Below are 18,910 nucleotides of genomic sequence, written 5' to 3'. Positions count from 1 at the left end.
CTCCTCTGAAATAAGAAACCTCATTTGGGAAAAATATGAAATTGGAAGGGCAATGCCAACGTTCATTTTTATTGTGATTTTTTAAGTTAGTTTTACAGCTTTCAAAAGTATTTGGAATGCCTTTTACAGAATGGAGATGATGGTTTTAGTTCATGCTTTTTTTATCGCGTTCTTTAATGGGGAATGCTTCTCATGCAAAATAGAGCGCCCAAGACAAAATATCTTATGTTGTACCGTCACGCATTTTTTTTAAGCAATATTTTTCAATATTTGTGGCATCCATTTTATGACGGTGTTTTTGAATGTTACAATGGTTTTGTAGAAGGGGATAAATGGTAAAGTTTCGGTGTAGTGTATAAACGGCACTATGATCTTTACGCTTAAATAAAAAAGCAAGCCCCGCCCTTACACATCTTGCCAGATTCCAATGTTGGTATATCCTTTGGTGCTTGAGACAGTGTCTCGCTCTTTTTGTACAGTTTTTACCCACAGATCAGCTCCGCTTGTGGTTGACAAGCAAGTGATTTGATTAATTCAACATGAGAGAAATTTGAAATGAGAAATCTTACCATATTCAAGATTCTAATTTAATATGAATAATGCTAGATTATGATGATTAATCAGTTTGTTATCTATGAAGAAAGAAAATAAGGAGGAGGAATTTGTCGAAAAGTTAGATTGTTTATAGATTGGCACTGGTTAAGAAACTTTGTCCTTAAGGGTAGAGAGGATGTTAAAAAATAAAACCAGCTTTTCGCTGGTTTTATCGAAATATCATCATTATGATGAAAGAGTGTATTATGCAGCGTAGACAGCTTTACTGTTTTCATCTGTTTCTTCTCTCTCAGTTTTAAACTCGCGTTCCGGCTTGTTGGAGAGATGCATCTCTATGAGATTGATAGCTTCTGTTTCAGAAAGACTATTAATAACCGCAATTTCGCGGGCCATTCTTTCAAGAGCAGCTGTATAAAGTTGGCGCTCAGAGTAAGATTGTTCAGGCTGTAGATTAGAGCGGAAAAGATCACGGACCACTTCGGCGATACAAATAAGATCTCCTGAGTTGATTTTAGCATCATATTCTTGTGCACGACGTGACCACATGGTCCGTTTAACGCGTGCTTTTCCGCGTAAAACTTTTAAGGCACGTTCGACAGAATCACTAGCAGATAATTTACGCATTCCAACGGAAAGGGCTTTTGCAATGGGGACTTTGACATCCATCTTATCTTTCGCGAAATGAATGACAAAAAGTTTTAATTTATGTCCTGCAACTTCTTGATCTTCAATCGCTATAATTTGTCCTACTCCATGCGTAGGGTAGACGATATATTCAGAGGTTGCAAATTCTTTGGTCTTGGAAGACGTTCCATGTTGGGATGCCATATTTTAGTTTACTCCCTTATGATCAACAAATGTATCGGAAAACAGGTTATAAACCTGAGGGTTGAGTTTTCTTTAACCAAGTATATTGTACCAATTAAGTGAGCATAAAAGCCGAGTACTTTTAAATCAAAAAAAAATACACCGCTTTACTATAACAAGCAAAGAAAAATACTTAGAAAGATGATCATGTTAAAATAACATTAACATCAAAATTTAAAAGAATCAATCATTTCGCTTAAGGATTTTTTATTTTTACAAGAGAAGTCTTTCAATCGTTGAAGGAGGAGAGTGTACACTTTATCATTACTCTTCGCCACTTCCTGGATTTTCTGAAAAATACTTTTCTAATTTATTTGGAACGCCATCCATTTCTTTTGCTTGAGGAAGAGGATCTTTTCGGGTGGTTAGATTAGGCCATTTGTTTGCATAATGAAGATTGAGTTCTAACCACTTTTCTAACCCTGGTTCTGTATCAGGTAAAATCGCTTCTGCTGGGCATTCTGGCACGCAAACACCACAATCGATGCATTCATCGGGGTGAATAACAAGCATATTTTCCCCTTCATAAAAACAATCAACTGGGCAGACTTCAACGCAATCCGTATATTTGCAGTGAATGCAGTTGTCGGTTACTACGTGGGTCAAGATCGAACTCCATTTGTTACTTTAATTCTCTTTAGAGGAAAGTGTGTGCGTGTTTTTATGATTGGTGAGTTGATCGCGTAGTACAGCTAGTTTCGCAAAAGGTGAATCAGGATTAAGGCGCTTTTCTTTTTGAAAGGGCTTATGATTTGCATGTTTTCCTTGGGATTTGTGGAACTTATGAGAGCGTTTTGCTTGTGATGGTGCTTTTTGAGGGGAATTTTCATTTTTGTATTCCGCTTTTTTTACAGCGTTCTTCGATTTATTTTGCCATTTATTTCCTAATTTATCACGTTTTTTTTGTGCATGGTGGGGAAATTGATGCTTATAATGCCATAATAAAATAACTTTATCTTCTTCTGTAGAGCGAGGGGATTTGGCAAAATTCCCAATAGGTTCAGCTTCTGGTAAACGATTGGTTTTATGGAGATGTTTTTCAATACCAGAGGATGAAATGTTTGGGTATGAGATATTTTTTTCTTCTCGTGTTGTTTCTAAATCGCTTATTGTTTGCCATTGACTTCCAACGCATTCTGCTGCGGGAACATCTTGCATTGTCTCATTGACAGGGGAAGAGGCTTGGTGTGCAAGGAGATTTTGTTCAAAAACAGTATTGCTTATGCTGTACGATTGATAACCAAGTCCTTTGAGGATTTCTTCCATATCATTTCCATTGGCCCCAAGAATGGACATCATGGCTGGTGTAACAAAAAAACTTTTTCCATCATAGGCGCCATCTGGTTTGGGATCACTTCCTTGTTTCCAATGAAGTGCGGGACGGATGAGATTGGCAAGACGTTCTAAAATATCAATCCGTACAGCACGTTGTCCTAAGATTCGGTAGCCGGCTAATTGATAAAATTGGCGGTTATAGGTAGAGTCAACCATCAAAGAGGTTCGACCAGCAGATAATGCTGAAAAAATTTCACCCAAACCAGTTTGATCTTGTCCCGCATTTTGAAGATTCCACAGGAGAGTAATGGCTTGAACCGGAGCAGGTTTAAGCATTCCGGCAACATAGATATGAAAAGCGCCAAAACGCACGCCTAGACGCCGAAGAACGGCACGTGATTCTTGCGCAAGGTTTTTGACAATGTCTAAGACTTCGCGGCGTGGTAAAATCCCTAAAGAGTTAAAAAGTTGTAAAGCAAGACTGTTTGTTGAATCTGTTAAATTATCAGCATTGCGCAAATCAAACAGGGGTTTTAAAGTCGTTTCAAAATGAAAGGTGACAAAGCGTTCTAATCGTTTCACAACGTTATTGCGGGATTCTTCCGTGAGTTGTTCATCTGCTAAAACAATCAGTTTTGGTTTGAAAAAATCTTCTGTTGCTACAAGTTGTCCTACGGGTTGACCAATCCAGCGCACAATTCCATCAGAACTGAGGGTAAAATCTCCATTTGCACAAGCACAAAAACGTGTCGCGCGTTTGGAAAAAGCAAGAATCAAATTCTCATTCTCTGTTGAAATTTGCTTCTCAGCTATTTGATCGGTACTGTTTTTGTTGGCATAAAAACGAAAACCTTCAAATTTACCCCTTCCGTGTTTTTCAATGAGAATATCATCTTGAAGAATCTCATTCTGTTGAACAATCTTGCTATCCATGATCATTTTCTTTCTCAGTGTGACACTGGTCAAAAGCTTTTTGCGACAATTTCATAATGGTGCTCTTTCTTTAACACGTTTGTTGCGTTTGCTTCAATCACTCTTGTCATTTTTTGCTGTTTCTTTGCGCCTTTAAAACTTGAATGATTCTTTTTTCATTCAGTTTTCATTCAGTTTGGATGCTTTATAATTGCAAATTACACTTATTAGTTGTATTGTAAAGCTAAAAGCATAAATAAATTCTTCGATTTAAAAGGAAACGGAACCGATTATCAAAAAACGGCATTTCTTTTGCATGATCACTTTAATTTTTTTGCTGTTTTGTCATGAAAAGTGAAGAGAAAGTTTTTTCAAATATTTCATAGGCTAAAAGGCATATTGTAAAGGCATTTTGCAGGTGAAATTGTGTCTTATGACAAGAAGTTTTACCATGACAGTAAAAAAAACAATTGCGATTATAAAATTACACGTTAAAGTAGTGGTCACAGAAGTTAACAACTTTTGCGTTCTTTTTAAGCGAAGAACAATGATGTCGTTGCCAAATCAATTTTGATAATTTTAATCGCAAGGGGTTATTATGGGTAATCTTTCAAATGCTGTTTATAAAAGCAGCAAAAATTATAGCGATGCAGACAAAAGCTTAGGACGTAATATGATGCGTTCTGCTATGCAAGCACCTTATCTTGAACGACAAAAAGAGCATGATTTGGCTCTGCGGTGGAAAGACAAACGTGATGATGACGCCATGCATCAAATTGCAGCGGCTCATATGCGTTTAGTGATTGCTATTGCTAATCGCTTTAAACGTTTCAAAATGCCATTGGGGGATTTGGTACAAGAAGGGTATGTGGGACTATTGGAAGCAGCTGCACGTTTTGAACCTGATCGGGAAGTGCGTTTTTCAACATATGCAACGTGGTGGATACGCGCTTCTATTCAAGATTATATTTTGCGAAATTGGTCAATCGTTCGAGGGGGAACGAGTTCTTCGCAAAAAGCACTTTTCTTTAATCTTCGGCGTTTGCGTGCAAAACTGATACAAGATGATAGTGCTTTGTCAAAACAGGATATTTTTCGCACAATCGCTGAAAAACTCGGTGTTTCCGTGCGCGATGTTGAAACGATGGATTTTCGTTTTTCCAGTTCTGATAATTCCTTGAGTGTTTCTGTTTCTGAGAACAGTGATAATCCCATTGCTAAGATGGATGTTTTGGTGGATGATAGTCCTCTTCCTGATGCTTTAATTGAGCAAGTCATTGATGGTCAACGGCGTACACAATGGCTTTACGATGCGTTGCAAATTCTCAACGAACGGGAGTTGGAAATTATTCGCTTTCGTCGCTTAAATGAAGAGGGTGCGACTCTCGAAGTTTTGGGTGAAAAGTTAGGAATCTCGAAAGAGCGCGTGCGTCAAATTGAAGCTAGGGCTTTGCAAAAATTGCGTTCTGCTCTCCTTACGATTCATTCAGAAGATGCTTACGATATATAAGCAGTGAAAGGCTTTTGGGGGGGGAGGAAAGAGAATATATTAAGTGGGGGCATATGAGAATATGATAAAGTCAGTTTTAGGGGATGTCCGGATTTGTTTAGAAATATGCCTCCTTGGGAGCGCTACTACAGAGGAAGATAGGGGGCTGTTAGTTGGAGGAAATATATATCAAACGGAGACCTATAAAGGTATGATGAAGTTGGATTTTAAAGTGTTCCTTTTTATTTTCGAATATGCTTTAAGAGGGAGGGCGTGATACAGACAGAAAAGAATCAAAACTGTAACAGATGAGAAGAAAGGCTTATTCTGTAATAATTTTCACTTTTGTACCTGCGGGTAAAGTTTGCGTTGGTGAGAGGGCGTTGAGGATGCGAAAGAGTTTTTCTTTATATGGTGTGTATTGCATTTTATCTGCAAGATTTGCAACGGTTTCTCCTTGTTTAACACGGACAACACGGATTTTTAAGGGCTGCAATTTTTTTAACTGTGAAGATGAAAGAGAATGAAAGCTTTGTAGCGTTTTTTGGGCAACCTCTGCAAAATTTCGAGAATTATGTGGAGCGGCCGTCAAAAAACGAAAGATGTGGTTGTTGAATGGAATGACAACCACATCAAATTGCCATTGATCATTGGTAGCATGGGCCCTTGCTCCAAGTAAATTTTGGCTTTGGGATTCTTGACGCATAAATTCTTGATTGGGGAGCCCTTGAATTGTGATGGGGCGGATAGATGATTGGTCTAGACCGATAATCCAGCCACTTTTCAAATAATCACTCGCAGATATTTCAGCAGGATGTGGAATAGCGTCAAAACGAATCGCAATTTTATCTGGTCCACTGGCCCAAACAGTATGTGCTGAATGTTCTATTGTAAAATTGTTTGGAACAGAAAAAGCTATGCGCAATTGTGGGTGAATAAATTGGTTGCCTCGTACAAAACCTGTATAAAAGCCTCCTCCAAAAATTATGCCATCAATGCTTTTGAGAAAAGAATCGTGATCGGATATTTTACTATTCCCTTTACTGATTTTACCCGCTTTTTTTATCGCAAGCCGAATGCGTTGAGGGGTAGTTGGGTGAGAGGCTAGAAAATCTAGAGAGGCATTTTGGGAGCCAGAGATATTACGAAAAGCACTATAGGCTTCCATTGTTTGAAGAAAGCGTGGTGAAGCAAAAGGATCATATCCTGATTGTTGGAGCATTTCGAGCGCAATGGAATCAGCTTCCAGCTCTTGATTGCGGGAAAATTGCGCGAGTTGTTGCTTGTTTTGCATAGGGTTATGAAGTTTTTTGCCAATAGAAGAAAGAAGACGTGAAGACATGTGATTTGTCATCTTTAATTGGGCTTCTTTTTGCAGGCGTAAAATGCCATGATTGGCTCTGATATGTGCTATCTCATGGGCTAAAATGGCTGCAACTTCTGAAGAATCATTGGCTAATGCCAGCATACCACGAGTGATGTAGATCGAGCCGTTGGGGAGCGCAAAAGCGTTGATAGTTTCTGAGTTTAAAATTGTTACAGAATAGCTTTGATGAGAACTATGTGATGCAACTGCCAGTTTACGGACAATCTTTGCTAAAAGGTGTTCAAGTTTTGCATCATGATAAGCGCCACCATACATTTGCAAAATACGTGGGTGTTGCAGAGCGCTTAATGTGACATAGATATTGTGGTTGTTGGTACGTTTGATCGTTTTAGAAGAAGTGGAAGAAAACCTATCATTTTGAGAAAAGGGTGTATGACAAGCTGAAAGGAGAAACGTTAAACTTATGAAAGTTGCTTTATACAGGCAAGAGCGAAAAAGAAAATTGCGGTGAAAAATGGGGTGCGTTGGACCATGGTGCACATTATTTCTGCGGAGTAATTTGGCAAATTGCATTTGTATCTTTATATCGTATGTTTCTTTAAGAAAGGCATTAGGGATAAGGATTCGTTTGGCTATATCACGCTTTTTGTTTATAAAAAATGACTCTCACTTATAAAAAGATGCACTGTAAAGAAAATTTTGTGAAAGGCAAAGTATGGCATGACAACATTTACGATATTATTAAATGGGGATGTTCATATCACTGATCGTTTGCTTAATCAAATTCAAAACAGTCGGGTAATTGCTGCTGATGGTGGTATGCGTCATGCGGCAGCGCTTAATGTGACGCCTGAGTTGTGGTTAGGGGACTTTGATTCATCAGATGAGAACTTAATACGTCAATATAGTCATGTTCCGCGTGAAGTTTTTCCCTCTGATAAAGATATGACAGATAGTGCTCTGGCATGTGAAAGAGCTTTGCAAAATGGCGCTAAAAAGCTTATTTTGTGCGGTGCTTTGGGAGGGGAGCGAAGTGATCATAGCCTTTCTCATATGACGCAAGCGTTGATGATGGCTGAAAGGGGTATTTCAGTGTTGTTGACAAGCGGTTTGGAAGAAGGTTGGCCGGTTTTGTCAAAACCTTGTTCGTATGATTTGCCTAAGGGATGTTTGTTTAGTATTATCGGTTTTTCTGATTTAAAAGGTTTAACTCTTAAAGGGGTGAAATGGCCAGTTTGTGACAAAAAAGTGTCATTTGGCTCTTCTTTAACACTTTCTAACCGTATTTGTGGAACCTTTTCTTGCCATTTAGGTTCTGGAAAAGCTATATTGTTAGCGTCTGTGCCTATTCCATAAAGCTCTTCCAATATATTTTGAATAAGGCAGGGGGAGGACTAGTGATTATAAGTGCCGACATAAACGATATATTATGTATTGATCTTGAGAAGGAAAGGTTTTGATATGTTAAAATCAATTTTTAAAGTGGCAGTTGTTTCAGCCATTGGTTTCAGTTCAGTTGCTTGTACCACAAACGATGAACGCGTTGCACGTTACGGCGTAGGAGGAGCAGCAATCGGTGCTTTGGCTGGAACTGCTATTGCTGGAAGTACGCCTGGAGCAGCACTTACCGGTGCAGCATTTGGTGCTTTGGCTGGAACAGTAACAGGTGCAGCTGCAAATCAAAGAAAACAACAAAGACAGGCATCACAATTGTGCACGTATCGCGGTCGTAGAGGGCATGTTTACCAAGCACCTTGTGGACAGAGAGTTCCTGTACGGCAATTGTGTGCTTACCGTGATGCAAGAGGGGTGATGTATAAAGCACCTTGTCCGCGCCGCGTTCGTTAATGGCGGTGCCGCTTCTGCGGCTTGACCGCATTTTTTTAAATTTTGGAAAAACGCCTTTGCTCAATCAAGCTTCTTTATCGGTTGAGCAGGGGGCGCGTGTTGCTTTGGTTGGCCGTAATGGTTGTGGAAAATCAACTCTGTTAAAAATTGCCGCAGGAATATTAGAGCCTCATGGTGGAGAAATTTTTCGCCACCCGCGAGTGACGCTCCGTTATGTTTCACAAAATCCGGATTGTTCAGGATTTGAAGATATTAACGCTTATATGGAAGCGGGGCTAGACGATATATCTGATGTCCAGTGGATCAATACGCTTCGCACAAATTTAGGGTTTTCGGGGGCGGAAAAATTGGAAACGCTTTCGGGAGGCGAAAAGCGGCGTGTTTCATTGTTACAGGCCATTGCTGCAAAACCCGATATTTTGTTCTTAGATGAACCAACCAATCATCTTGATTTACCAACCATTGAATGGCTGGAAGCTGTTTTATCTTCTTTGCGTTCAGCGATTGTGGTGATTTCCCATGATCGGCGATTTTTAGAAAATGTTACGCGGTCAACGGTATGGCTTGATCGTGGCACAACCAAAAGACTGGAAAAGCGTTTTTCAGAATTTGAAAGTTGGCGTGATAGGGCGTTGCAAGAAGAAGCCATTGAGCAGCATAAATTGGGGCGCCAAATTGCCCGTGAAGAGCAATGGTTACGTTATGGCGTAAGTGCACGGCGTAAGCGTAACGTACGGCGTTTAGGCGAATTAAAAAACTTAAGACAGCGTCATCAAACCTATAAAGGGCAGCCTGGAAATGCACTTTTGACAGCAGCGAAAAGTCATGAGTCTGGGCAATTGGTGCTTGAAGCAAAGAAAATTTCAAAATCCTATGGTGATCGCATTATCGTGAAAGATTTCTCTTTGCGCATTCAGCGTGGTGATCGAATCGGGTTGGTAGGACCAAATGGTATCGGAAAGACAACGCTCCTTTCTGCATTAATTGGGCAAGAAGCCGTGGATGGTGGAACGGTGAGGCATGGCTATAACCTCTCTATGGCATTGCTTGATCAGCAACGTATTTTAAATGAAGAAGAAACTTTAGCGCATTATTTAACGGGAGGAAGAGGTGATACTCTTGTGATCAATGGACAAGAGCGGCATGTAGTTTCTTATATGAAAGACTTTTTATTTTTGCCTGAACAAGCACGCACCCCCCTTAAAGAATTTTCGGGGGGAGAAAGAGCACGCCTCATGCTTGCACGACTTCTTTCACGTCCTGCAAACTTTTTGATTCTTGATGAACCGACCAATGATTTGGATATGGAAACTTTGGATTTGTTGCAAGAATTTATTGCTGATTTTGCGGGAACAGTATTGTTGGTCAGCCATGACAGAGACTTTTTAGATCGTACTGTAACGCATATGTTGGCACCTCAAGGTGATGGTCATTGGGTTTTGTATGCGGGCGGCTACAGTGATATGATGGCGCAAAACCAGCATGCTCTGAGTTTACAACGCAAAAAAACAGAATTATCGCAGCGTAAAGAACCTTTAAAATCTCATGTGGGAGAGCTTTCAAAACAGGATACATCAATAGATCATAGCTTGATAGGGCGAGAGAAAAAAACACGAAGTAAATTGTCTTATAAGCAGGTTTATGCATTGGAAAAATTGCCTGAAGAAATTGCTGTTTTACAGGACGAAATCAAAAAAATTGAGCAAGAGCTCTCTGATCCAACCCTTTATTGCCGCGATAAAGAACGTTTTGAGCGTTTATCAACAGCGTTGGAAAAAAAGAGAAATACTTGCACACAAAAGCAAGAAGAATGGCTAGAACTTGAAATTTTACGCGAAGAAATGGAAGCGTGTTCACGATAATATCTAAAAAACTTTAAAAGATTTGTATTGCATCATCGCTTTTCTTTGATTTGTTACAAGAGTTTGTGGCTGATTTAGCGGGAACAGTGCTGTTGACGAGTTATGGCAGAGACTTTTTAGATTGCACTGTAACATATAGCATTTCAAGGTGATGGTCATTGGGATTTCTATACGGGGGAGCAGTGATATGATAGCGCAAAACAAGCATGCTCTTCGTTTACAAGGCAAAGAAACAAAACTACCTTTGCCGTGAGTTTTTTCAAAATTTCGTATATGGAAGTACGCCAATTCCATTGCATACCTTGCCAGTCCCCAATGTTGCTTGCAACTCCTTTGGAATTTGAGAGCATTCGTAAGAAACATGCCCTTGTCTTTACCTTATGCTTTAAACATACCACCCCCGCTTATGACGGAAAAGCAAATGATCTTCATTGATTCTAACGTGAGAAGTGTTGTGATGAGGAAAGCTTACTGTATTCGACGTTATGATTTAAGTTTAAAAATGATGATTTGTTAGGATAAATCAACGTGTTATTGTAACCTTTCTAGGAGGAGAAAATGATAGCAATTAAAACAAAGCGAACAATTTCTACATTGATCGGTTTAGAAGATGCAGCTGAACTGTCTTCTTATTCCCTCCGTAATGCGAATCATCTGCGTCCTTTTGAACCTGTTAGATCTGATGGTTACCACAGCCTAACAGCTTGGGAAACACGAGCTAATGCATTTGCTTATGAAAGTGCACAAGGACAAGCATACCGATATGCCGTACGATTAAAAAATGAAAAAACAGTCATTGGTGTTGTGAATTTTACAAATGTGGTTCGGGGTGTTTTTCAAGCTTGTCATCTTGGTTTTTCTCTTGATGAAAAACAACAAGGCAAAGGTCTTATGTTTGAGAGTTTATCGGCTCTAATACGCCATATCTTTCATGTTTATCATCTGCATAGAGTGATGGCAAATTATAGACCTGAGAACATAAAAAGCGAACGTTTATTAAAACGCCTTCATTTTGAAAAAGAAGGCTATGCCAAAGACTATTTGATGATTTCTGGAAAATGGAGAGACCACATTCTAACTTCTCGAATCAATGATCTGTATGAGTCGGTTAATAGATTCGAATAAAGTTTTATTAAAAGTTCTATCAAGGGGCTTTTTATCAAATGTGTAAATATGCCGAATTTCTGCCTATCCTAAAAGATAAAGATCCTTAACCAGCTCTTCTTTTGTAAACAGCTCAGACTCTCATTTAGCGGATTTCAACTGCTGACCACTTTATATGTTTCTTTTTGTAGATAATGAATTGATTTATCATCATAATTCATTTTTTCAATTTGAAGGAAGAGAGTCCTCAATATCGTAAGACTTTCTCATTTCAAATCTATTGATGTTTAATCATAAAAACACCTCTCTTGCACATCACAAACTGGGTTGGCATAGGTTGGCATACAAGTGAGGGTTTATGTGGATAAAAATGATTGAAGAACAAGAATAAAAATTCTCTGTATAAATCCTTTTAAATGTGAGGGCTGTTGCAATATTGTGTATTCTGTGATCGATAGTCTCGTTACAAGTTACACAAACGGCTTATTGTTTGGGTGAAATTTTTATACATTCATTTGTTTTTTGCCATTTGTTTTTTGTATTTTCTTTTCTTAAGAAAATTTCCAATGTTATCAATGGTTTTAATTCATACCAAGCGCATTTTTATAAAGTTCAATGATTGCTTCTTCTTCCATTCTTTCATGCTCTTCTTTTTTACGCAGCCGTATAATGCTTCGAACAGCTTTACTATCAAAACCAGAGCCTTTAAGTTCAGTGTAAACGTCTTTAATATCATCAGAAATGGTTTTTTTCTCTTCTTCTAGTCGTTCAATACGTTCGATAAAAGAGCGTAATTGGTTTACGGATATAGCGTGTGTTTGATCGGTTACTGTATCGTTCATTGTATTTTTCTCCAAGTTATATTTCAAGTTGTTTTTCGACGACGAATTTATGTTGAAAAAGCTTGAAAAACAAAAAGTAAATCAAGCTACACTGTTTTTTTATAAATTGACTTTAAATATTTTGTAAAATTTTTAAGATATATGCATTGATAAAAGGGCTATAAAAAGAAAAATATAAAAATATACGTTTTAGATTTGAAAAGCTTTAAAAAAAGAAGTGTGTAATTTGTTTTGAGAATTTGGCATTATAGAGGAAGTTTTGTGATTTTAAAAAAGCGATATTGGGTGCTTCAGAAAGGATTAAAAGTTTTTTTCTTGAGCATTTTGCTCTTGTTTCCCCTTGTTGTTTTTGCAAAAGCTGACTTTAGGGTTTGTAATACAACCCAACAGTCTGTAGGGGTTGCTCTTGGATATCGTACATTTTCAGGATGGGTGAGCGAAGGTTGGTGGACGGTACCCGTGACGGAGTGTAAAACCTTAATTGAGGGGCCTCTTGCTTCACGGTTTTATTATTTTTATGCGGAAGGGGCACAAAAAAAAGGGAACTGGGCAGGCTCTGTAACCATGTGTGTGCAAGATAGCCAATTTACCATTCAAGGGGTTCATGATTGTTTCCCTCGAGGATATCAAAAGGCTGAATTTAAAGAAATCGATACCGGAAATCAAACCAGTTGGATGATCCAGTTGACGGATGAGTCTTTGTTAAACAATTCAGTTATCCCTTCTCTTTCAGGAAACTCTCCACCGTGAAACGTGCTCGTAAAGTGAAAATTATTGCAACTCTTGGTCCTTCTTCTTTTTCTAGTGAAATGATTGAGAAGCTTTTTAGGGCAGGAGCAGACGTTTTTCGTCTTAATATGAGCCATACTGATCGTGATATGATGGGTGATTTGGTCAAGTCTATACGAGAAGTTGAAAAAACAGTTCGACGCCCCATTGGTATTTTAGTGGATCTTCAGGGGCCAAAACTGCGTGTGGGGCGTTTTGCTAAGGGTCAAGAAGATTTGCGTGTTGGACAAAGCTTTACATTAGATAATCGCGATGTTCTTGGTGATGCACAGCGTGTTTTTTTCCCTCATGAGGATGTATTTTCGGCGATTAAACCAGGGGATCGGTTGTTGATTGATGATGGAAAACTGGAATTGCGTGCGCAAGTTTGTGATGGTCATTCTGTACAGTGTCGCGTGGTTGCTGGAACCCGTATTTCTGATCGAAAGGGTGTCAGTTTTCCCGATACAATTTTGCCTTTTGATTCAATGACGTCAAAAGATAAGGAGGATCTTCAGGCTCTTTTACAGCAGCCTGTTGATTGGGTTGCTCTTTCTTTTATTCAACGTCCAGAAGATATTATGGCGGTGCGTCAGTTGACGAAAAGCAAGGTGTCTTTGATGGCTAAAATCGAAAAGCCTCAAGCCTTGGAGCATATAGAGAAAATTATTGAGGTATCCGATGGTATTATGATTGCACGGGGTGATCTTGGAGTGGAAATGCCTTTGGAAAAGGTCCCTGCACTTCAGATGGAGCTCATAAAAGCTTGTCGTTTAGCAGGAAAGCCTGTTGTGGTGGCAACACAGATGCTTGAATCAATGATTACATCTCCTGTTCCGACACGCGCAGAAGTGTCGGATGTTGCTACAGCAGTTTATGCAGGAACAGATGCGGTGATGTTGTCTGCTGAATCTGCTTCTGGTCGCTATCCTGAAGAAGCTGTGCTTATGATGGACCGAATCGCGCGACAAATCGAACAAGATCATACTTATGCCGCTCAGGTTGGAGCACAACATCCAGCACCAGAATCAACAGGAACGGATGCGATTTCTCTTGCTGCACGTCAGATTGCTGAAACACTTGCGCTATCCGCTATTATTGCTTATACGGCTTCAGGAACCACCGGGGTGCGTGCCTCTCGTGAACGCCCTAATAGACCCATTATTGCTTTATCTCCCATTGTGGAAACAGCAAGGCGTTTGGCTTTAGTTTGGGGGCTTCATTGTGTGGTCACGCAAGATGCACGGAGTTTAGAGGATATGGTTGATCGTGCAGCAGCCATTGCATTTCAGGAAGGTTTTTGCAAAGGGGGAGATCGCTTCCTTGTGACAGCTGGGGTTCCCCTTGGAACGCCCGGTGCGACAAATCTCTTGCGTATTGCCTCTGTCTCCCAAGATGGAACGAAAGGGATTTGAGCCGTTTACGCATGGTGTTTTTTCATGCGCCTTTGAACAGGCTTTAAAAACAACGGGTGTGCGCCTCTTGTGAATGCCTCCATAGACCCATTATTCTTTTATCTCCTATCGTAAGATAGAAAGGTATTGCGTTAGGTCGTCCAGTTTGGGGATGGGAGCAGATGCGGTGATGTTGTCTGTTGATTTTGTTTTAGTTCTGAGGAAGCTGCTTTTACGGTAGGCATTTAATGGGAGCTCCTCCTTTTATTTCATTGAGGCATATTGGGGATTGCTTTATTGATGTTTATACGAGCGAGATGTTTATTGATAATGAGAATTTATTCTTTTTCTTTTTGGATAAGAGCCTTGAAATTGTTCTCATTTTAAACTTTTGCCAACAGAATTGAATAAAGTTAAAATTATGTGCCTAAAAAATCGTACTGGTATGTTATGAGAAAAAGTGATGGGTGAATGTGTTTTTAAAATATGCTTTGTCGAAGCATTTGCAAAATATTGATTTATAATGATAATTTATCGTTATTAAACTTGAATTAGAACCCCGAATTCCGTAAAATTCTCTTCAATTTATTTATGTTTTGTTAATCATAACTCTTTGTTTGCACGTCACAAGCGGGTGGGGCATGTGGGTAAAAAGTGTACAAAAATGCCTCTTATGAATCGTTTTACGAGCCAAGGGGGCTATCGCAATATTGAGGGCTGACTATAATGATGATGCCGATTTGCTCTTTCTTTTATTAAGCTTGGAGATTTTGAGGGGTGGGGAGAGAGGTATGGATGAATTGTTTGTTTGTTATAAGGATAAAGATGTCGGTAGAGAATGTTTTCAAGAGCTATTATTGTTGTTTATAATGTTTGAGCTTGTATGAGATTAACATACTCTTCGAGTTTGACTTTTTTCCTGCTCTAAAGGATGAAAATACTTAATTCACGCTGGTTTATAAATGATACGGTTCTTTTCGGTGGGTTTCATCGGATGGACATTTCAGGTGCAAAGACTCCATGGTGCTTGTATTATCAAGTGGCGGTGTTTTACGGTATAATAGATAAGGTTATTTTTTAATATATATTGAATATGCTTGATATTATCTAGGGGAAAGAATTTTTTGGCATGCATTCATAGGGAACATGAATATAGCTCTTTTTTTCGAAGGGTGCTTTATTTGTTTGTTGCTGTTGTCATTTATATGATTTTTTTACAATGATGTTGGTTTTGTTATCTTATTGCGCGGTTAAAAGACATCTCATTTGAAATGTGGTGATATAAGGCAGCTTCCTTGATATAGGAAGTGTTTGTGCGGAGGTGAAATATTCAGGGTAGGGCTTTCTCGTTGAGGTTTAAGTTAATCCCATAAGTCGTGAGTAGCTGGAATCCTTCCTATAAAAAACCAGACTGTTTACACACTGGTGTGGGTTTAAGAATTTTTATCCTGTGAGATGTGGCGGACAAGTCAAACCTCTGGTTTATTACGCGCTGATGTACTTTTTAGAAATCTTCCTGTTCTTGTTCTTGAATGTTTGTGCAGTTTTGATCATCTTTGAGCAATTGGTTGGTGAGATTTTCAATGCGTTGTGTGGTGTCACGCATAATTTTCCCCATGGTGCGGTCTCTTTCGTTGTGGAGTCGTAAAAGAGTATTGTAGTCTTCTTGTAATTTTTTATTTTCTCGTTTTATTTCTTCCATTTCATCGATAATCATTATGCCAGCCATAACCGATAAACGATGGTCGCCAATTTCACCAAAATTGTTCTTTAAATGTGTGATATATTGATCCAATTGAGCAGCAAGCGCAATAAGACGACGTTCTTGTCCTTTGTCACAAGCCATGCGATAAACTTTACCATCAATGGTAACGGAAACAGTTTCCATACATTCAAACCTTTATCTATCAATGACAACACGAATTGTTTCCATTGCTTTAATAAGACGTTTGGAAACTTCTTTGTTTACGGACTCTAAGCGTTCAATTTGGGCTTCAGCTTTGTCAAGCGCTTGGGCAAGATGGCTGCGGTCAGCATTCATTCGTTGGATTTCTTCTTCCCATTCGTTATTTTTATTAATAACGGCATTGCGGTTTATTATGGTAATCTCTAAAGTTCTAAGTGCCTTTTCTAGGTGCTCTAAAGCATCTTGTAGAACTGTAGTCTCTTGGTTCATTGCCTTTATCCTTTGGGTAATTGTATCCTTTATCAATGTGTTATGCAAAAACGAATCACTTTCACTCTTGTGTTGTGTGCATTTTATTTTTAAGTATGTAGGATATTTTAGCAAGCAAAGCAGGGGATAGATATAAATTAAAAGCTGGATTTTTTGCGCGTATTGGCATAAATGACATGGATATACAGAACGCGTGAGGGGAATGTTATTAATATTATTGAAGTGGTGGCAAAAAGTCTCACGCTAATGGTTAGAAAATAGTATTTCTTGAGAATTTTAAGAGAATACGGAAAAAGCAACAGAATAACGTATTTAACGAAATGGTCGATTATTCATGACAAACACCCACCAACAGAATCAGATGGCCAATGCTATCCGTTTTCTTGCTATTGATGCGATTGAAAAAGCAAATTCTGGTCATCCGGGCTTGCCAATGGGAGCAGCCGATATTGCTACGGTTCTTTACACAAAATTTCTTGCTCACGACCCCAAAAAACCTCGCTGGCCTAACCGTGATCGTTTTGTGTTATCAGCAGGACATGGGTCTATGTTGCTTTATGCTCTCTTGTATCTTTCTGGTTATGAAGATATTGGCATTGAAGATCTCAAAAATTTTCGCCAATTAGGAGCAAAGCTTGCCGGGCATCCAGAATATGGGCATGTGGCAGGAATCGAAACAACGACTGGTCCTCTTGGACAAGGGTTGGCTAATGCCGTGGGGATGGCTCTTGGAGAGCGTTTGCAAAATGCCCGTTTTGGTGATCTTATCAACCATTACACTTATGCGTTGGTGGGCGATGGATGCCTTATGGAAGGGATATCTCAAGAAGCACTTTCCCTTGCTGGTCATTTGAAACTCAATAAGCTTATTGTGTTGTGGGACGATAATAATATTTCTATCGATGGAGAGATTTCCCTTGCTGACAGTACAGATCAGATTGCGCGTTTTAAGGCATCTGGTTGGGAGACACATAAAGTCAATGGGCATGATCAAGCAGCAATTGCGCGGGCTATTGAGGCGGCACAAAATTCCGATAAACCAACTTTGATCGCTTGTAAAACAACAATTGGCTTTGGAGCACCCAATAAAGCGGGTACCAATAAAGTTCACGGAGCCCCTTTGGGCGCACGAGAAATCACTGAAACCCGTATCGCGTTAGGGTGGGATGCTGAGCCTTTCGTTATTCCAGCCGATATTCTCGATAATTGGCGCTTGGCTAGTCTCAATGCTGCTAAAAAACGCCAAAAATGGGAAGAAAAATTTGCTGATCTTCCTGTCTCAGAGCGTGTGGAGTTTGAAAGATTGATGCGGGGCGATCTCGTGGGCGGATTTGATGGCGCTATTGATACTTATAAACAGAAATTGGTTGAAGAGCGCCCCGTTGTTGCTACGCGTAAAGCTTCGGAAATGGCTCTTGAAGTGATCAATGAAGTCGTTACTGAAACTATTGGTGGTTCGGCTGATTTAACCGGATCTAATAATACAAAAAGCAGCCAGATGAAAAGTATCTCTGCTGAAGATTTTTCAGGGCGCTATCTGCATTATGGAATTCGCGAACATGTAATGGGAGCTGTGATGAATGGTCTTGCCCTTTATGGCGGCTTTATTCCTTATGGGGGAACCTTTTTATGCTTTTCTGACTATATGCGTCCTGCTATGCGTTTGTCTTCTCTCATGGGGTTGCGGGTGATTTATGTCATGACTCATGATTCTATTGGTCTTGGTGAGGATGGTCCGACCCATCAACCCGTGGAGCATTTGGCTTGCCTGCGTGCAATGCCTAATCATTTTGTGTTCCGTCCTGCCGATGCTATGGAGACAGTCGAGTGTTGGCAATTGGCTTTGAAAGCACGCGGGACACCTTCTACCTTGGCTTTGAGTCGACAAAATCTACCGCTTTTGCGTCAGGAGTATGAAGAAGAAAATCTCTGTATGCTTGGTGCTTATGAATTCCTAACAGCTAGCGATGATGCACAAGTGACGCTGTTTTCTTCTGGTTCAGAATTGCAAATTGCAGTGGAGGCACATGCGGTGTTAGAAGAAAAAGGCATCCCAACGCGTGTGGTTTCTGTGCCTTGTTTTGAACTTTTTTCTCAACAATCTCTCTCCTATCAGCGTGCTCTCATTGGAGATGCACCGATTAAAGTTGCCATTGAAGCTGCCGTCGCCCAAGGATGGGACCGTTTTATTGGCTGTGATGGTGTGTTTATTGGTATGAAGGGCTTTGGGGCAAGTGGAACAATTGATGCCCTTTATGCGCATTTTGGTATTACTTGGGAAAATGTCGTTGCCACCGTTGAAAAAGAGCTGGAAAAGATCAAAGAAGAAAAGACAAAGTGACAGCTTGTGTTGTCATGAATGGGGTGGTTTTAGGGCATCATATTTTGTGCATTATTGTGGATAAGTGAGTGATCAAGATATTGACAATGTGGGAATTAATGATTTGGGATTGGTAAAATACCCATTTATTGTGTTTTAAATGTTGTGCTT

General features: G+C 39.6%; 15 protein-coding genes. 8 read left to right on the top strand and 7 right to left on the bottom strand.

All coding sequences use genetic code 11. The features are described from left to right. Nucleotides 1-798: 798 nt before the first annotated feature. From ACFINO_RS03370 to ACFINO_RS03360, 3 genes are all read right to left on the bottom strand, one after another. Nucleotides 799-1,383, bottom strand: coding sequence for a CarD family transcriptional regulator (locus ACFINO_RS03370; RefSeq protein ID WP_273790499.1), 585 nt, complete (start codon nucleotides 1,381-1,383; stop codon nucleotides 799-801). Nucleotides 1,384-1,686: 303 nt separating this feature from the next. Continuing rightward, complete coding sequence (gene fdxA / locus ACFINO_RS03365; protein WP_375617846.1) at nucleotides 1,687-2,028, bottom strand: ferredoxin FdxA; 342 nt, start codon at nucleotides 2,026-2,028, stop codon at nucleotides 1,687-1,689. Between the two features lie 21 nt (nucleotides 2,029-2,049). After that, a complete protein-coding gene (locus ACFINO_RS03360; protein WP_375633450.1) occupies nucleotides 2,050-3,630 on the bottom strand; it encodes a hypothetical protein in 1,581 nt (526 codons plus the stop codon). Nucleotides 3,631-4,207: 577 nt separating this feature from the next. Here ACFINO_RS03360 and ACFINO_RS03355 point away from each other — a divergent pair. Beyond that, on the top strand, nucleotides 4,208-5,119 hold the full coding sequence (locus ACFINO_RS03355) for an RNA polymerase factor sigma-32 (RefSeq protein ID WP_375613183.1): 912 nt from the start codon (nucleotides 4,208-4,210) through the stop codon (nucleotides 5,117-5,119). A 301-nt stretch (nucleotides 5,120-5,420) separates the two neighbouring features. On the opposite strand, the gene ACFINO_RS03350 is transcribed toward ACFINO_RS03355, so the two are convergent. Further along, nucleotides 5,421-6,998, bottom strand: a complete 1,578-nt coding sequence (locus tag ACFINO_RS03350) for a M48 family metalloprotease (RefSeq protein WP_375634408.1) — start codon at nucleotides 6,996-6,998, stop codon at nucleotides 5,421-5,423. Between the two features lie 147 nt (nucleotides 6,999-7,145). Between ACFINO_RS03350 and ACFINO_RS03345 the strand changes: the two genes are divergently transcribed. The 4 genes from ACFINO_RS03345 (at nucleotide 7,146) to rimJ (ending at nucleotide 11,260) form a co-directional block, all read left to right on the top strand. Next, on the top strand, nucleotides 7,146-7,781 hold the full coding sequence (locus tag ACFINO_RS03345) for a thiamine diphosphokinase (protein ID WP_375642906.1): 636 nt from the start codon (nucleotides 7,146-7,148) through the stop codon (nucleotides 7,779-7,781). A 105-nt stretch (nucleotides 7,782-7,886) separates the two neighbouring features. After that, nucleotides 7,887-8,273: a hypothetical protein gene (locus ACFINO_RS03340; protein WP_375613186.1), complete on the top strand. Its 387-nt coding sequence runs from the start codon at nucleotides 7,887-7,889 to the stop codon at nucleotides 8,271-8,273. Continuing rightward, nucleotides 8,273-10,135 (top strand): ABC-F family ATP-binding cassette domain-containing protein, encoded by a 1,863-nt coding sequence (locus ACFINO_RS03335; RefSeq protein ID WP_375642922.1) that lies wholly within the window; start codon nucleotides 8,273-8,275, stop codon nucleotides 10,133-10,135. Before ACFINO_RS03340 ends, ACFINO_RS03335 begins: the two co-directional genes overlap by 1 nt. A gap of 558 nt (nucleotides 10,136-10,693) precedes the next feature. Then, nucleotides 10,694-11,260, top strand: coding sequence for a ribosomal protein S5-alanine N-acetyltransferase (gene rimJ / locus ACFINO_RS03330; protein WP_375642905.1), 567 nt, complete (start codon nucleotides 10,694-10,696; stop codon nucleotides 11,258-11,260). Between the two features lie 560 nt (nucleotides 11,261-11,820). Here rimJ and ACFINO_RS03325 read toward each other — a convergent pair. After that, nucleotides 11,821-12,081: a DUF2312 domain-containing protein gene (locus ACFINO_RS03325; protein ID WP_005774567.1), complete on the bottom strand. Its 261-nt coding sequence runs from the start codon at nucleotides 12,079-12,081 to the stop codon at nucleotides 11,821-11,823. Between the two features lie 261 nt (nucleotides 12,082-12,342). Between ACFINO_RS03325 and ACFINO_RS03320 the strand changes: the two genes are divergently transcribed. Next, the gene (locus ACFINO_RS03320; protein WP_375642904.1) at nucleotides 12,343-12,831 is read left to right on the top strand and encodes a DUF1036 domain-containing protein; all 489 of its coding nucleotides are present in this window, start codon (nucleotides 12,343-12,345) and stop codon (nucleotides 12,829-12,831) included. Beyond that, the gene (gene pyk / locus ACFINO_RS03315; protein WP_375642903.1) at nucleotides 12,828-14,264 is read left to right on the top strand and encodes a pyruvate kinase; all 1,437 of its coding nucleotides are present in this window, start codon (nucleotides 12,828-12,830) and stop codon (nucleotides 14,262-14,264) included. The genes ACFINO_RS03320 and pyk overlap by 4 nt, the downstream gene beginning before the upstream one ends. Nucleotides 14,265-15,747: 1,483 nt before the next feature. Here the strand turns inward: pyk and ACFINO_RS03310 are convergent. Together ACFINO_RS03310 and ACFINO_RS03305 are read right to left on the bottom strand one after the other, a co-directional pair. Continuing rightward, complete coding sequence (locus ACFINO_RS03310; protein ID WP_375636496.1) at nucleotides 15,748-16,131, bottom strand: cell division protein ZapA; 384 nt, start codon at nucleotides 16,129-16,131, stop codon at nucleotides 15,748-15,750. 12 nt (nucleotides 16,132-16,143) lie between these two features. Then, a complete protein-coding gene (locus ACFINO_RS03305; RefSeq protein ID WP_375617852.1) occupies nucleotides 16,144-16,419 on the bottom strand; it encodes a DUF4164 domain-containing protein in 276 nt (91 codons plus the stop codon). Between the two features lie 334 nt (nucleotides 16,420-16,753). On the opposite strand from ACFINO_RS03305, the gene tkt reads away from it, so the two are divergent. Continuing rightward, nucleotides 16,754-18,760: a transketolase gene (gene tkt, locus ACFINO_RS03300; protein WP_375642902.1), complete on the top strand. Its 2,007-nt coding sequence runs from the start codon at nucleotides 16,754-16,756 to the stop codon at nucleotides 18,758-18,760. Nucleotides 18,761-18,910: the final 150 nt, after the last annotated feature.

Origin of the sequence: Bartonella sp. AA83SXKL, from assembly GCF_042196965.1 — a bacterium.
GTDB lineage: Bacteria > Pseudomonadota > Alphaproteobacteria > Rhizobiales > Rhizobiaceae > Bartonella.
Note: the sequence above shows the minus strand (reverse complement) of the source record. Positions and strands in the feature narration are given on the sequence as shown.

What these genes read in the sequence shown, in the direction of transcription:
- ACFINO_RS03370 (WP_273790499.1), bottom strand. Translation starts at nt 1,383, where the DNA reads ATGGCATCCCAACATGGAACGTCTTCCAAGACCAAAGAATTTGCAACC.
- ACFINO_RS03360 (WP_375633450.1), bottom strand. Translation starts at nt 3,630, where the DNA reads ATGGATAGCAAGATTGTTCAACAGAATGAGATTCTTCAAGATGATATT.
- ACFINO_RS03355 (WP_375613183.1), top strand. Translation starts at nt 4,208, where the DNA reads ATGGGTAATCTTTCAAATGCTGTTTATAAAAGCAGCAAAAATTATAGC.
- ACFINO_RS03350 (WP_375634408.1), bottom strand. Translation starts at nt 6,998, where the DNA reads ATGCAATTTGCCAAATTACTCCGCAGAAATAATGTGCACCATGGTCCA.
- ACFINO_RS03345 (WP_375642906.1), top strand. Translation starts at nt 7,146, where the DNA reads ATGACAACATTTACGATATTATTAAATGGGGATGTTCATATCACTGAT.
- ACFINO_RS03340 (WP_375613186.1), top strand. Translation starts at nt 7,887, where the DNA reads ATGTTAAAATCAATTTTTAAAGTGGCAGTTGTTTCAGCCATTGGTTTC.
- ACFINO_RS03335 (WP_375642922.1), top strand. Translation starts at nt 8,273, where the DNA reads ATGGCGGTGCCGCTTCTGCGGCTTGACCGCATTTTTTTAAATTTTGGA.
- rimJ (WP_375642905.1), top strand. Translation starts at nt 10,694, where the DNA reads ATGATAGCAATTAAAACAAAGCGAACAATTTCTACATTGATCGGTTTA.
- ACFINO_RS03325 (WP_005774567.1), bottom strand. Translation starts at nt 12,081, where the DNA reads ATGAACGATACAGTAACCGATCAAACACACGCTATATCCGTAAACCAA.
- ACFINO_RS03310 (WP_375636496.1), bottom strand. Translation starts at nt 16,131, where the DNA reads ATGGAAACTGTTTCCGTTACCATTGATGGTAAAGTTTATCGCATGGCT.
- ACFINO_RS03305 (WP_375617852.1), bottom strand. Translation starts at nt 16,419, where the DNA reads ATGAACCAAGAGACTACAGTTCTACAAGATGCTTTAGAGCACCTAGAA.
- tkt (WP_375642902.1), top strand. Translation starts at nt 16,754, where the DNA reads ATGACAAACACCCACCAACAGAATCAGATGGCCAATGCTATCCGTTTT.